Annotated in this window: 13 protein-coding genes; 12 read left to right on the top strand and 1 reads right to left on the bottom strand. The window is 64.4% G+C overall.

Annotation, left to right across the window (positions count from 1 at the left end):
• The first annotated feature begins 83 nt into the window (after positions 1-83).
• The 8 genes from GTK01_RS09630 to GTK01_RS09595 all read left to right on the top strand — a co-directional run bounded on the left by GTK01_RS09630 (position 84) and on the right by GTK01_RS09595 (position 7,764).
• Positions 84-1,001: a branched-chain amino acid ABC transporter permease gene (locus GTK01_RS09630; protein ID WP_252925667.1), complete on the top strand. Its 918-nt coding sequence runs from the start codon at positions 84-86 to the stop codon at positions 999-1,001.
• Between the two features lie 2 nt (positions 1,002-1,003).
• On the top strand, positions 1,004-1,984 hold the full coding sequence (locus GTK01_RS09625) for a branched-chain amino acid ABC transporter permease (protein WP_252925666.1): 981 nt from the start codon (positions 1,004-1,006) through the stop codon (positions 1,982-1,984).
• Positions 1,977-2,723, top strand: a complete 747-nt coding sequence (locus GTK01_RS09620; protein WP_252925665.1) for an ABC transporter ATP-binding protein — start codon at positions 1,977-1,979, stop codon at positions 2,721-2,723. The genes GTK01_RS09625 and GTK01_RS09620 overlap by 8 nt, the downstream gene beginning before the upstream one ends.
• Positions 2,723-3,409 (top strand): ABC transporter ATP-binding protein, encoded by a 687-nt coding sequence (locus tag GTK01_RS09615; RefSeq protein ID WP_252925664.1) that lies wholly within the window; start codon positions 2,723-2,725, stop codon positions 3,407-3,409. The genes GTK01_RS09620 and GTK01_RS09615 overlap by 1 nt, the downstream gene beginning before the upstream one ends.
• A 91-nt stretch (positions 3,410-3,500) precedes the next feature.
• A complete protein-coding gene (locus GTK01_RS09610) occupies positions 3,501-3,908 on the top strand; it encodes a RidA family protein (protein WP_252925663.1) in 408 nt (135 codons plus the stop codon).
• A 76-nt stretch (positions 3,909-3,984) separates the two neighbouring features.
• A complete protein-coding gene (locus tag GTK01_RS09605) occupies positions 3,985-6,453 on the top strand; it encodes a vitamin K epoxide reductase family protein (RefSeq protein ID WP_252925662.1) in 2,469 nt (822 codons plus the stop codon).
• Between the two features lie 64 nt (positions 6,454-6,517).
• Entirely contained in the window at positions 6,518-7,264 is a 747-nt protein-coding gene (locus GTK01_RS09600) for a cytochrome c oxidase assembly protein (protein ID WP_252925661.1), read from the top strand.
• Positions 7,264-7,764 carry a CopD family protein gene (locus tag GTK01_RS09595; RefSeq protein ID WP_252925660.1) on the top strand — a complete coding sequence of 167 codons (501 nt, stop codon included), beginning with the start codon at positions 7,264-7,266 and terminating at the stop codon, positions 7,762-7,764. Before GTK01_RS09600 ends, GTK01_RS09595 begins: the two co-directional genes overlap by 1 nt.
• Here the strand turns inward: GTK01_RS09595 and GTK01_RS09590 are convergent.
• Positions 7,742-8,242, bottom strand: coding sequence for a DUF2231 domain-containing protein (locus GTK01_RS09590; RefSeq protein ID WP_252925659.1), 501 nt, complete (start codon positions 8,240-8,242; stop codon positions 7,742-7,744). The two genes, GTK01_RS09595 and GTK01_RS09590, sit on opposite strands and share 23 nt — an antisense overlap.
• A 33-nt stretch (positions 8,243-8,275) precedes the next feature.
• Between GTK01_RS09590 and coxB the strand changes: the two genes are divergently transcribed.
• From coxB to GTK01_RS09570, 4 genes are all read left to right on the top strand, one after another.
• Positions 8,276-8,995: a cytochrome c oxidase subunit II gene (gene coxB, locus GTK01_RS09585; protein ID WP_371924313.1), complete on the top strand. Its 720-nt coding sequence runs from the start codon at positions 8,276-8,278 to the stop codon at positions 8,993-8,995.
• Positions 8,992-11,514, top strand: a complete 2,523-nt coding sequence (gene ctaD, locus GTK01_RS09580) for a cytochrome c oxidase subunit I (RefSeq protein WP_252925658.1) — start codon at positions 8,992-8,994, stop codon at positions 11,512-11,514. The genes coxB and ctaD overlap by 4 nt, the downstream gene beginning before the upstream one ends.
• A complete protein-coding gene (locus tag GTK01_RS09575; RefSeq protein WP_252925657.1) occupies positions 11,511-11,879 on the top strand; it encodes a hypothetical protein in 369 nt (122 codons plus the stop codon). The genes ctaD and GTK01_RS09575 overlap by 4 nt, the downstream gene beginning before the upstream one ends.
• A gap of 102 nt (positions 11,880-11,981) precedes the next feature.
• Positions 11,982-13,661 (top strand): alpha-glucosidase, encoded by a 1,680-nt coding sequence (locus tag GTK01_RS09570; protein ID WP_252925656.1) that lies wholly within the window; start codon positions 11,982-11,984, stop codon positions 13,659-13,661.
• Positions 13,662-13,671 lie beyond the last annotated feature (10 nt).

Raw genomic sequence — 13,671 nt, 5'->3', positions numbered from 1 at the left:
CGAGACTGCCCTCTTCGCAAAAAAGCCTGCGGAGAGGGCATCACCTCCCATACCTCAATGTCCCAATCGCAAGCGGCACCATCTTGTCCAGCGCACTTTTCATCGAACAGTTGCTCAACGGGCTGCAGCTCGGCGTGATGCTGTTTCTCATGGCGGCCGGTCTGACGCTGATCTTCGGCGTCATGGGGCTGATCAACCTCGCCCATGGCTCGCTCTACATGGTCGGGGCTTTCGCATGCGCCTGGGTGGCCGCGCAGACCGGATCGTTCTGGATCGGCCTCGCCGCCAGCCTGGCGGCCGCGGCGGCGATGGGGGCGATCGTCGAGATTGCGATCATTCGCCGGCTCTACAGCCGCGACCATCTCGACCAGGTGCTGGCGACCTTCGCGCTGATCCTGATCTTCTCGGAAGGCACGCGCTGGGTGTTCGGCTCGGTGCCGCTCTATCTCAACGTGCCCGAACAGCTCGCCGGCTTCGTCACGCTGCCCGGCGGCTCACGCTACCAGCTCTACCGGCTCGCCATCATCGGTGTCGGGGTCGCGGTGGCCGTCGGGCTTTATCTTCTCATTTCCATGACGCGGCTTGGAATGCGCATTCGGGCAGGCGAGAGCGACCGCGAGATGATCGGCGCGCTGGGCGTCGACATCCGCACGCTCTACACGATCGTCTTCGCGCTCGGCGCGGCGCTTGCCGGCTTTGCCGGCGCGATGGTCGGTGCGCTGCAGTCCGTGCAGGTCGGCATGGGCGAGCCGGTTCTCATCCTCGCTTTCGTCGTCATCGTCATCGGCGGCATCGGTTCGATCAAGGGCGCGTTGGTGGGCGCTATCCTCGTCGGCCTGATCGACACGATGGGGCGCTTCCTGATGCCGCAGGTCTTCTCGGTGTTCATGGGCACGTCTCAGGCCGCAACCGCCGGCGCGGCCGTTGCCTCCATGCTGATCTACATCGTCATGGCCATCATCCTCGCGGTGCGCCCGCAAGGCCTGTTTGCGAAAGGATGAGCATGACGCGCGAAACCATCATCAACATCGCGCTGGCGCTCGTGCTGCTCGCGATCCCGTTCGTGGCGACGCAGATGGGCTCGCCGTTCTACGTGACGCTGGCCACGCGCATGGCGATCCTCGCACTGGCCGCCGTCGGGCTGAACCTGGCGCTGGGATTGGGCGGTCTGGTCTCCTTCGGCCATGCGGCGTTTTTCGGCGTCGGCGGCTATGCTGCGGGTATCCTCGCCAGCCACGCCTTTTCGATGCAGCCGCTCGATCTCGGTTTCGCCGAGTTCGCCGGCACCAACTCGATGCTGGTGATCTGGCTTGTGGCGATCGCGGCGGCCGGGCTCGTGGCGCTCTTCATCGGCGCGGTGAGCCTTCGCACGTCCGGCGTCTATTTCATCATGATCACGCTCGCCTTCGCGCAGATGACCTACTACTTCGCGATCTCCTGGCCGGCCTATGGCGGCGAGGACGGGCTGTCGATCTTCGTGCGCAACACCTTCCCCGGCATCAACACGATGGTGCCGATGAGCTTCTTTCTCCTGTGCTACGCGGTGCTGATCGCGGTGCTCGTCCTTTTCTGGCTGGTCGGCAATTCACGCTTCGGCGCGGCTTTGCAGGCCGCGCGGCAGAACGACGTGCGCGTCGCGTCGGTCGGCATCGCGCCGTTCCGCATCCGCCTCGCCGCCTTCGTCATCTCGGGCATGATCACGGGGCTCGCCGGCGCGCTCTATGCCGATCTCAACCGCTTCGTCAGCCCGTCCATGATGTCCTGGCACATGTCGGGCGAGTTCATCGTGCTCATCATCCTCGGCGGCGTCGGGCGGCTCTTCGGGCCTGTTGCGGGGGCGATGATGTTCGTCATGGTCGAGTATCTTCTCGGCGGCATGACCGACCGCTGGCAGTTCTTCCTCGGCCTTGCGCTGCTGGCCGTCGTTCTGTTCGCGCGTGGCGGGCTGATCGGCTCTCTCGCCGGAAAGGTGCGTCATGGCTGAGCCGATCCTGTCAATCCGCCACCTTTACAAGAGCTTCGGTGCGCTGAAGGCAACAGAGGACGTCTCGATCGATCTGCGGCCCGGGGAAATCCATGCGCTGATCGGCCCGAACGGGGCCGGCAAATCGACGCTGATCCACCAGATCGCCGGCACGCTGAAATCCGATTCCGGCGAGATCGTCTTTCTCGGCGACCGGCTGAACGACCTCTCCGTGGCCGAACGCGCGCGGCGCGGGCTCGGTCGCTCGTTCCAGGTGTCGTCGCTGGCGACGGAATTCTCCGCGCTGCGCAACGTCATGCTGGCGGTGCAGTCGGTGCAGGGATCGAGCTTCCGCTTCTTCAAGCCGGTGATGAGCGACCCGTCGCTGACCGGGCCGGCGCGGGAAGCCTTGGCACGGGTGGGGCTCCAGGACCGCGCGAGCGTGCCGGCGGCGGAGCTGTCGCATGGCGAGCGCCGGCAGCTCGAGATCGCAATCGCCCTGGCGCTCGGATCCAAAGCCTTTCTACTCGACGAGCCGATGGCGGGCATGGGACCGGAAGGGTCGAAGGCGCTGACGGAGTTTCTGTCCGACTTGCGAAATGAAGCGCCGATACTCTTGATCGAGCACGACATGGATGCGGTGTTTGCGCTGGCCGACCGGATTTCGGTGCTGGTCTATGGCCGTGTGATCGCGACCGGGACGGTGGACGAGATCCGCGCCAATCCGGAAGTGCGCCGGGCCTATCTGGGGGACGAGTGATGACGCTTCTCGAAGTCTCCGGAGTCGAAACCTTCTACGGTGCGAGCCAGGCACTGTTCGGCGTCGATCTCGACGTCGCGGAGGGCGAGGTCGTGGCGCTGATGGGCCGCAATGGCATGGGCAAGACGACGACGATCCGTTCCATCATGGGGCTGACGCCGGCGCGGTCGGGCTCGGTGCGGTTCAAGGGCAATGCGATCGAGAAGCGCTTGCCGCACCGCATCGCGCGGCTGGGACTTGGGCTGGTGCCGGAGGGACGACGCTGCTTTCCGAACCTGACGGTGGAAGAAAATCTCGTCGCCGCCGCGCGGAAGGGACGCTGGACGCTCAAATCCGTCAATGAACTCTTTCCGCGGCTCGCCGAGCGCCGCGACCAGATGGCCCGAACGCTCTCGGGCGGCGAGCAACAGATGCTTGCGATCGGCCGCGCGCTGATGACGGACCCCGATCTGCTGATCCTCGACGAGGCGACGGAAGGGCTGGCGCCCGTCATTCGTCAGGACATCTGGGCAGTGATCCGCAAACTGAAGGACGAAGGACAGTCCATCCTCGTCGTCGACAAGACGCTGGCCGAGCTTTTGCCGTCCGCCGACCGCTGCGTGGTGCTGGAAAAGGGCGCGACGGTGTGGCGCGGGCGTCCGGACGAACTGACGGCGGACATCCAGGACAGATATCTGGGTGTCTAGGCATCAAACCTGGACGTAAAAACCGGTTGTCGGAAGAATCCGATGTCCGGAAAAATAAAAGCCGGCTTCAGACCGGCGAGAGGAAACGACCATGAGCGCATACGTGCACGAGATTTTGCATCCGGCAAACTGGAAGAAGGCTTCCGGCTATGCGAACGGTATCGCCGCCTCCGGGCGCACGGTGTGGGTCGGCGGCCAGATCGGCTGGAACGGCGACCAGCTATTCGAAGCGAAGGACCTCGTCGGCCAGACGCGGCAGGCGCTGCAGAACATCGTCGACGTTCTCCGCGAGGCCGGCGCGGGACCGGAGCATCTGGTGCGGATGACCTGGTACATCACCGACAAGCGGGCCTATCTCGACAATCTGAAGGAAATCGGCGCCGCCTATCGCGATGTGATCGGGCGAAACTTTCCGGCGATGGCGATGGTGCAGGTGGTCGCCTTGATCGAGGACGAGGCGAAGGTCGAGATCGAGGCCACTGCGGTGGTGCCGGATTGATATTTCAGTAAATTCGCAGGGAACATGAAGCGCGGGCTGGCGTTCACGAACTGAACGGCCTGGGGAATGCGCATTCATGGCAGACGAGACAAAGCCGGTCGTCCTGATCACCGGCGCGGCGGGGAATCTTGGCGGGGCGCTGACCCGGGAACTGGCAGGCTCGTACCAGGTGGTCGGGCTCGACGTCGAAGGCAAGAAAGCCGACTGCCCGCTGTTTGCGGTCGACCTGACCTCTGAAGACTCGACCCGCAGTGCAATCGAGAAGGTGACCGCTGAGTTTGGCGACCGGATCGCCGCGGTGGTCCATCTGGCCGCCTATTTCGACTTTTCCGGCGAAGAACATGCGCTCTACCAGAAGGTGAATGTCGACGGGACGCGGCATTTGATGCGCGCGCTGCGAGACGTTTCCGTCGAGCGTTTCATCTATTCAGGCACGATGCTGGTGCACGAGGCCGGCGAGCCGGGCGAGACGATCGACGAGGAAACGCCGATCGCTCCCAAATGGGCCTATCCGAAATCCAAGGCGAAGGCGGAAGAGGTGATCCGGCAGGAGCGCGGCTCGATGCCGGTCCTGCTTCTGCATCTGGCAGGGCTCTATGACGAGGAAAGCTCGGTCCCCACGCTCGCCCACCAGATCGCGCGCATCTACGAGCGCGACATGAAGGCGCATCTTTACTCGGGCGACGTGAAGGCGGGGCAGTCCTTCATCCATCGCGACGACATGATGGCGCTGTTCAAGCTGGCCGTGGAGAAGCGAAACGAGTTGCCCGACGAGTGCGTAATCCTCGCTGGCGAAGCCGATGCCGTGCCCTATGCGGATTTGCAGACGCTGATCGGGCGGCTGATCCATGGCGAGGAGGAGTGGGAGACCTTTTCGGTGCCGAAGCCGATCGCCAAGATCGGCGCCTTCGCCGAGGTCAAGGCGGAGCCGGTCATTCCCGACGATATCGACAAGGGCGAAAAGCCGTTCATCCGCCCGTTCATGATCGACATGGCCGAAGACCATTACGCGCTCGACATTTCGCGCGCGGACAAATTTCTCGGCTGGCAACCGCGCCATTCGATCCGCACGTCGCTGTCGACCATCGTCGCCAAGTTGAAGAACGATCCGGCGGGGTGGTACGAGAAGAACGGGCTGACGCCGCCGGACTGGCTGAAGACGGCCGACGAGCGCGGCGAGAACCCCGAGGACATCCGTTCGCGCCATGAGGAAATGGTGCGCGACGAACATGCGCGCTTCATCTGGGCGCATTTCGCCAATGCGGCCCTCGGCACCTGGATGATCTTCTCGCCCGCAACGATGGGCTATGCCGACAGCTGGCTCGGCTGGAGCGACATGGCCTCGGGGATCGTGCTTTTCGCGCTGGGCCTCCTTTCGCTTTCATGGCGGTTTGCTCTGGTGCGCTACGCGGCAGCGGCGGTGGGGCTCTGGATCCTGTTCGCGCCGCTCGTGTTCTGGACGCCGTCCGCGGCTGGCTATCTCAACGGAACGCTGGTCGGCACGCTCGTCATGGCGATGGCGCTGTGCGTCAGGCCCGAGCCGGGGGTGAGCCCGATTGCGCAGATGACCGGACCGGACGTTCCGCCGGGATGGAGCTACAATCCGTCGAGCTGGCTGCAACGCCTGCCGATCATCATTCTCGCCTTCGTCGGGCTCTATTTCTCGCGCTACCTCGCCGCCTACCAGCTCGGCCATATCGAGGCGGCATGGGACCCGTTCTTCGGCGGCACGCGCGAGGGGCTCAACGGAACGGAGGACATCGTCACCTCCACCGTCTCCGAAGCCTTTCCGATTCCCGACGCCGGGATGGGCGCGGCGGTCTACCTGATCGAGATCGTGATCGGCCTCGTCGGCTCCCAAAGGCGCTGGCGGACGATGCCATGGGTGACGGTCGCCTTCGGCATGTTGATCGTTCCGCTCGGCATCGTCTCGATCGGATTCATCATCATCCAGCCGATCGTCATCGGGACGTTCTGCACGTTGTGCCTACTGGGCGCGGCGGCGATGCTGCTGCAGATTCCCTATTCGCTCGACGAACTGGTCGCGACATCGGAGTTTCTGTACCGCAAATGGAAGAATGGCGAACCGGTCATCCGCATCTTCTTCACCGGCGACACGGACGAAGGCGAAGCGAAGTACTTGAAGCGCCGCCCCTTCGAACTGGCATCGACGGAGATCGTCGGTTCCCTCTTCGGCGGCGGCATGGGGCTGCCGTGGAATCTCGCACTCACCATGCTGGTGGCGCTGTGGCTGATGTTCACGCCGCTGACGCTCGGCTCCGACGGCGGCATGGCGAATGTGAATCACGTGGTCGGCTCTCTGGCGCTGACCTTTGCGGTGATCGCACTGGCAGAAACAGGCCGTCCGGCACGTTACGTCAATGTCGCGCTGGGGGCGCTTCTGATCTGCTCGCTTCTCTTCGTCGAGGCGAGCGGGCCGGAGATCGCCTCGGCGCTCGCAGCCGGCGTGGCACTCATCGTGCTGGCGCTGCCGCGAGGGAAAATTAGGCGGCGCTGGGGCCTTTACCAGAAGCTGATCGTGTGAGAGCGGCTGTCGCGGCCGCCCAAATTCGGTAAAGTGAAGCGACGGACCGACCGGGGAGACGAGATTGCAAACGACGCAGACAGCCTATTGCGGGCCGGCGCCGCTGCCGGCCGATCTCTGGTCGAGCTGGAATTTCGACCCGCTGCTGATCGCCATCTTCGCGGTAGTCGGCGCGGGCGCGCTCGCCATGTCGAGCGTCGGCATGCGCGAGGCTGCACGCTCGCCTTTTGGCGTTGCGGCGGTGGTCCTATTCGTCGCGTTCGTCTCGCCCATCTGCGCGCTGTCCTCGGCGTTGTTTTCTGCCAGGATCGTGCATCATCTGCTGCTCGTCGCGGCTGCCGCGCCGCTTCTGGCGCTGGCGATGCCGACCCGCTTTTCCAAGCTTCCGCTATCCGCCGCGTTCCTTGCCCATACGCTCTTGATGTGGGTCTGGCACGCGCCGATACCTTATGACTGGGCGCTGGCTTCGGTGCCGGTCTACTGGCTGATGGAGCTGTCGCTGTTCCTGTCGGCCTTCGCGATGTGGCAGGGCATCTTCGCGGCGCGGGCGGGACCGGCCCTGTCCGCCCTCCTCGGCTCGATCGTGCAAATGGGCATGCTGGGTGCGCTCTTGACCTTCGCCGCGCGGCCGCTCTACGAGGCGCATGCGACGACCACCCTGCCCTATGGGCTGACACCGCTCGGTGACCAGCAACTCGCAGGCCTGCTGATGTGGGTGCCGGCGGCGCTGCCGTATCTGGCGGTGGCGCTCGTGACCGCCTGGCGCCAGTTCGGCCAGGCGGACCCGTTCACTTCGCCGCGGGTCCGCTGATGGTCTGGCTGAAATTCGTCCATCTCGCGGCGATCTCGATCTGGTGCGGGGGGCTGATCTGCCTGCCGGGGCTCTATGCGCAGCGTCATGCGGTCGAGAGCGACGACGCACTCTACCGCTTGCAGGGACTGGTGCGCTTTGCGTATGTGTCGCTGATCTCGCCGGCCGCCTTCGTGGCGATCGGATCGGGCGTCGGGCTGATCTTCCTGCAATCGACCTTCGTCGAGTGGTTTTCGCTGAAGCTGGCCTTCGTCGGCGTGCTGGTGTTCATTCACATCCTGACCGGGCTCGTCATCATCCGCCTGTTCGAGAAGGGCGAGATGTACCCGGCATGGCGGTTCGTCGCGGTCACCATCGTGACGACGCTGGTCGTCTTCGCGATCCTTGCCGTGGTGCTGGCCAAGCCGCCGCTCGATTTCGACTGGGTGCCGGCCGACGTGATGCGACCGGGCGCGCTGCGCGACATCGTCGGCAACTTCATTCCTTGGCTGTCACGATGAGGCCGACACCGTGATCGAATACCAGTTTTCCGCCATGCCAGCCGGCAAGTCCCGTAAAGATGGAGGCCAGCACCGAAAGCAGGATGCCGTGCGGCAGGACGATGCTGTCGTCCATGACGCGCAGGCCCCAATTGGTGCCGGCGATGGCGATAAGCGTCATTGCGGCGACGGCATGGGTCCAGCTTGCCACGCGCATGCGGATGCCCGCGACCAGCAAAAGCTCGAGCGTACCGGCAATGCCCGCGGCAAGGCCGGTGAAGAAGGCAAATCCCGCCGCCCAGATGCCGACGCGGACCCAGAACGGATCGCCCGTCCACCAGTAGAATACGTCGCAGCCGAGGACGCCGAAGACGAGCGCGATGGGAAAGTGGACGCTCATCGCATGGATCGGATGGCCGGCGATGGCGACCGTGGAGGAGATTTCCTCCTCGATCACTTCCTCGATGACGGGATTGCCCCTGTCGCGCGTCTCGTTCATGCCCAGTCCTCGGTTTCATCCCCAACGGAGACGATCCTGCCCCGTTCCACCCGAGACGATTCTAGCGCGCGCCGGACCCGTGTCGAGTGGCTGTTTGCGCCCGCGCTTCTTCTCGCGGGCTGCTCCGGTCCGCTCTCGACGCTCGACCCGGCCGGGCCGGCGGCCAGCGCGGTGGCGACACTCTGGTGGATCATGTTCTGGGGCGCGGCCCTCCTTTTCGCAATGGTCGGCGCGCTCTACGCGCTCGCCTGGTGGCGGCCGGCCATGATGGCGCGGCTCTCGGTCGGCCAATGGCTCGTCGGCGGCGGGCTCGTGATGCCGATCGTCGTCCTCACCGGCCTCGTCACCGCCGCTTTCGTGCTTGGAGAACGCCTGATCGCGCGCCCGCTCGAAGACCCGCCGCTCAGGGTCTATGCCCAGGCGCATCAATGGGACTGGCGCTTTGGCTATGACGACAGCGGGTCAACGACGCGCGAACTGCACATTCCCGCCGGGCAGCCGGTCGACGTCGTCGTGACGACGGCGGACGTCATCCACTCTTTCTGGGTGCCGCGCCTTGCCGGCAAGATCGACGCCGTACCCGGCCACGAGAACGTCGTGCGGATCGAGGCCGATCGGCCCGGGAGCTATCGCGGCGTCTGCGCCGAGTTCTGCGGAAATGGTCACACGACCATGCGCTTCACCGTCGTCGCCCATGCGCCGGAAGACTATGACAATGCGCGCGAGACCGCGTTCGCGGAGGCCAGCCGATGAGCGAGACGCGCAACACCGACGCCGTGCGCCTGCATCGCGAACTCGACGAGATCTGGCACACGCCACGCGGGCTGCAGCGGCTCGCCGCCGTCAACCACACCATTTTGGGGCGCCGCTTCATCATCGCCGCCTTCGTGTTCTTTTCGATCGGCGGCATTCTGTCGATGCTGATCCGGGCGCAGCTGGCAACGCCGAACACGGCCTTCGTCGGGCCGGAGGTCTACAACCAGATCTTCACCATGCACGGCACGGTGATGATGTTCCTGTTCGCCATCCCGATGTTCGAGGGGTTTGCGATCTATCTCCTGCCCAAGCTGCTCGGCGCGCGCGACCTCGCCTTTCCGCGGCTGACCGCGCTCGGCTTCTACTGCTACATTTTCGGCGGGTCGATCCTGATCGTTGCCATGCTTGCGGGCGTGGCGCCCGACTCGGGCTGGTTCATGTATACGCCGCTCTCGTCGTCGGCCTATACGCCGGGCATCAATGCCGATGTCTGGCTTCTCGGTATCACCTTCGTCGAGATTTCAGCCATCTCGGCGGCGATCGAGATCACCGTCACGATCCTGAAGATGCGCGCGCCGGGCATGTCGCTCGACCGGATGCCGATCTTTGCCTGGTACCTGCTGGTGACCGCCGGGATGATGCTGATCGGCTTTCCGCCGCTGATCCTCGGCTCAATCCTGCTCGAACTCGAACGCGCCTTCGACCTGCCCTTCTTCGACCCGACGCGCGGCGGCGATTCGCTCCTGTGGCAGCATCTCTTCTGGCTGTTCGGGCATCCGGAGGTCTACATCATCTTCCTGCCGGCGGCGGGGGCAGTGTCGACTATCATCCCCGTTTTCGCACAGCGCGAACTGATGGGCTATCGGGCCGTGATCGTCGCCATCATCGCCGTGGCTTTCCTGTCCTTCGGGCTGTGGGTCCACCACATGTTCACGGTGGGCATCCCGCATCTGGCGCTGGCCTTCTTCTCGGCGGCCAGCGCGCTGGTCGCCATTCCGACAGCGGTTCAGATTTTCGCATGGCTGGCGACGCTGGCGCACGGCAGGCCGCGCTTCGACGTGCCGATGCTCTACATTTTCGGCTTCCTGTTCGTGTTCGTCCTTGGCGGGTTGACCGGCGTGATGCTCGCCATGGTGCCGTTCAACTGGCAGGTTCACGACAGCTATTTCGTCGTTGCGCACCTGCACTACGTTCTCGTCGGCGGGTTCGTCTTTCCGATGCTGGCGGCCGCCTATTACTGGCTGCCGCACGTCACCGGCCGGCTGACGATGCACAAGATTTCCGTGCCGGCATTCTGGCTGATCTTCGTCGGCTTCAACATGACATTCTTCATGATGCACCTGACGGGGCTGCGCGGCATGCCGCGGCGCGTCCACACCTATCCGTCCGGCGTCGGCTGGGACTGGCTGAACCTCGTCTCCTCGATCGGCGGCTTCATCCTGACGATGGGTTTTGCCTTGATCCTCATCGACGTGATCCTGCAGTTCCGCTTCGGCAAGCCTTACCGACGAAATCCCTGGGGGGCGCGGACGCTGGAATGGGCGCAACCGAACCCGCCGCCATCCTACAATTTCGCCTCGCTGCCGCTGGTCGACCGACGAGGCGACATGCTCGACCCGCATGAAATCGGCAATGAGCTTGCTGCCGGCAACGGCTATCTCGGCTTTACCCGCAACGGATGGCAGGAGACGCTGGGCGTCGATATGACGACCGGGCGGCCGGACCAGACGATCGTGCTGCCGAACCGAACCTTCCTGCCGCTCTATACGGCGATCGCCATCGGCACCTTCGTCTTGTGCCTCCTGTTCAAGTTCTACTGGCTGTCGCTGCTGCCGCTCGCGATCACGCTGGTTCTTTGCCTTGCCTGGACGAAGGTGACGGGGCTGCGTCACGACCACGGCGAACTCGACATCGGCAACGGCATGCACGCCCCGCCGCATTACGAGGCGGACGGCCCGCCCTCCTGGTGGGGGATGGTGTTCCTGCTCGCCTGCAACGGCACGCTCTATGCCTCGCTGATCTTCGCGGTCTTCTTCCTCTGGCTCGTCGCGCCCGGCTGGCCGCCGGCCGAGCTGGTCAAGACCGGACTGGTGCTGCCGCTGATGACAGCCATCGCGGTCATCGGCGCCGCGCTCCTGTCGCGCATGGCGGTGGCGGCGAATGCACGAGGCGGCGGGGCGCTGCCGCTTCTGCTTGCGTCGGCCGGGGCGCATGTCGTCACTGTCGGGCTGCTGGTCTATCTTATCGCAACCGCCCTGCCCGAACCGACCAGCCATGCCTATGCGGCGACGGCCTTCGTGACGCTCGCCTACACGGCGCTGCATTGCGCGCTCGGCATCGTCTTCGCACTCTTCGGCGCGTGGCGGGCCATGACAGGCTTCGTCTCCGCGCGACGCAGCCTCGACCTGCGCATCGGCAAGCTGTGGCACGACTATACGGCGCTGACCGGCGTCGTCGGCATCGCGCTCATTCTCGTCATGCCATTGGTCGTCGCGATACAGGGAGCCGGGCAATGATCGTTTCCGACAATGTACCTGCCAGCCGGATGATGTGGCTGCTCGCCGGATTCATCGTCTGGTCGGTGGCCTTCGTCGCGCTTTACTCGGTGCTCTCGATCGGCTGTGCCTTCGGGTGGGACGATATGGCGCTTGCCGGTGCGCTTTCCGTGCAGCGGACGGTGCTGGTGGGATTGCTTCTCGTTTCGCTTGCCGCCGGTTGGTGGGTGGTGCGCGTTGCCGCCAAACGGCGGCGCGCGGCGGGTGGAACGGGTCTACACCTGCGCCCCTTCATGGAGACCGCCGCGTGGATGGCGGCATGGGCGGCGCTCGGCTCGACGCTGTTTTCGCTCGGGCCGGTCCTGTTCCTGACGGCATGCAACTGAAAGCCATTTGAGGCCTTGCTATCAAAACTACACATTTGTTAGCTCTGCTATGCACACGCGCCCAATCGGGCAGTCGTCCTGTCCCAACCAACGGAACCCGAGATGGATGATGTGAGAGCGAGCCTCGCTCACCCTTCGCCCGCGCAGGCCTTGGAGTTCGACACCGACTGGTGGCGCGGCGCGGTGATCTACCAGATCTATCCAAGATCCTTCCAGGATTCGAACGGCGACGGAATCGGCGACCTTGCCGGTATCGTGCGCCGCCTGCCCTATGTCGCCTCGCTCGGCATCGACGCGATCTGGATCTCGCCCTTCTTCAAGTCGCCAATGCGCGATTTCGGCTACGACATCTCAGACTATCGGGACGTCGACCCCATGTTCGGCACGCTGGAGGATTTCGACGCGCTGATATCCGAGGCGCACCGGCTCGGCATGAAGGTGATGATCGACCTCGTCATGTCGCACACGGCGCTCGAACATCCCTGGTTTCTGGAAAGCCGGGTCAACAAGACCAATCCCAAAGCGGACTGGTTCGTCTGGGCCGACCCGAAGCCGGACGGAACGCCGCCCAACAACTGGCTGTCGATGTTCGGCGGTTCGGCGTGGCAATTCGATTCGGCGCGGCGGCAGTACTACCTCCACAATTTCCTCGCCGAGCAGCCGGACCTGAACTTCCACAATCCTGAAGTTCAGGAGGAACTGCTCGACATCGTGCGATTCTGGCTGGCGCGCGGTGTCGACGGCTTTCGGCTCGACGTCATCAACTTCTATTTCCACTCCAAGGGGCTGGAGGACAATCCGCCGCTCCAAGAGGACCACCGCAACGATTCCATCGCGCCTTCGGTCAATCCCTACAACTACCAGGACCATCTCTACGACAAGAGCCAGCCGGAGAATCTGGAGTTCCTGAGACGCTTGCGCGCGCTGCTCGACGAATATCCGGGTACGACGGCGGTGGGCGAAGTGGGCGATGCCCAGCGCGGGCTCGACATCGTCGCGGCCTATACGGCCGGCAACGAGCGCGTGCACATGTGCTACGCGTTCGACTTCCTGCAGCCGATGAAGATATCCGCGCCGAACGTACGGCGCGTCCTGGAAGAATTCGAGACGGTGGCGCGCACCGGCTGGTCGTGCTGGGCGTTTTCCAACCACGACGTGACACGGCACGCCTCGCGCTGGGGAGAAGGCGAAGCCGATCCGGTCGCCTATAGCAAGATCGTCTCGGCGCTCCTGCTTTCACTGCGCGGCTCGGTCTGCCTCTACCAGGGCGAGGAACTGGGCCTGCCGGAATCCGAACTCGCCTTCGAGGACCTGCGCGATCCCTATGGCATCCGCTTCTGGCCGGAATATCGCGGCCGCGACGGATGCCGCACCCCGATGGTCTGGGAAGAAGGCGACCATGCGTCCGGTTTCTCCGAGGCCGTGCCATGGCTCCCCGTCTCGCCGACGCACGGTCCGCTTTCGGTCAGCGCGCAGGTCGGGCGGCCGGATTCGATGCTGGAGCACTATCGCCGCCTCCTCGCCTTTCGGCGCCAGCACAAGGCGCTGGTGAAAGGGTCGATCACCTTCCTCGTGGCCGAGGGGGATGCGCTGGTGTTCGAGCGGCGGGACGCGGAGGAGCGGATGCTATGCGCGTTTAATCTCGGGTCGGGCTGGGTGTCGCTGGCGGTCGAGGATCTGAAGCTTTCCGTGCTCGACGAGCATGGGTTGGCTGGAACTTACGAGACGGGCGAGATCAGACTTGGGCCTTATGGGGCATTTTTTGCGTTGATCGAGTCTTAGGAAGGGGCCC

The sequence above is a fragment of the Aliihoeflea sp. 40Bstr573 genome (assembly GCF_024105655.1).
Classification (GTDB): domain Bacteria; phylum Pseudomonadota; class Alphaproteobacteria; order Rhizobiales; family Rhizobiaceae; genus Aliihoeflea.
Note: the sequence above shows the minus strand (reverse complement) of the source record. Positions and strands in the feature narration are given on the sequence as shown.

Excerpts from the sequence above, each read along its gene's own strand:
- GTK01_RS09625 (WP_252925666.1), top strand. The coding sequence starts at position 1,004 with ATGACGCGCGAAACCATCATCAACATCGCGCTGGCGCTCGTGCTGCTC.
- GTK01_RS09620 (WP_252925665.1), top strand. The coding sequence starts at position 1,977 with ATGGCTGAGCCGATCCTGTCAATCCGCCACCTTTACAAGAGCTTCGGT.
- GTK01_RS09615 (WP_252925664.1), top strand. The coding sequence starts at position 2,723 with ATGACGCTTCTCGAAGTCTCCGGAGTCGAAACCTTCTACGGTGCGAGC.
- GTK01_RS09610 (WP_252925663.1), top strand. The coding sequence starts at position 3,501 with ATGAGCGCATACGTGCACGAGATTTTGCATCCGGCAAACTGGAAGAAG.
- GTK01_RS09605 (WP_252925662.1), top strand. The coding sequence starts at position 3,985 with ATGGCAGACGAGACAAAGCCGGTCGTCCTGATCACCGGCGCGGCGGGG.
- GTK01_RS09595 (WP_252925660.1), top strand. The coding sequence starts at position 7,264 with ATGGTCTGGCTGAAATTCGTCCATCTCGCGGCGATCTCGATCTGGTGC.
- GTK01_RS09590 (WP_252925659.1), bottom strand. The coding sequence starts at position 8,242 with ATGAACGAGACGCGCGACAGGGGCAATCCCGTCATCGAGGAAGTGATC.
- ctaD (WP_252925658.1), top strand. The coding sequence starts at position 8,992 with ATGAGCGAGACGCGCAACACCGACGCCGTGCGCCTGCATCGCGAACTC.
- GTK01_RS09575 (WP_252925657.1), top strand. The coding sequence starts at position 11,511 with ATGATCGTTTCCGACAATGTACCTGCCAGCCGGATGATGTGGCTGCTC.
- GTK01_RS09570 (WP_252925656.1), top strand. The coding sequence starts at position 11,982 with ATGGATGATGTGAGAGCGAGCCTCGCTCACCCTTCGCCCGCGCAGGCC.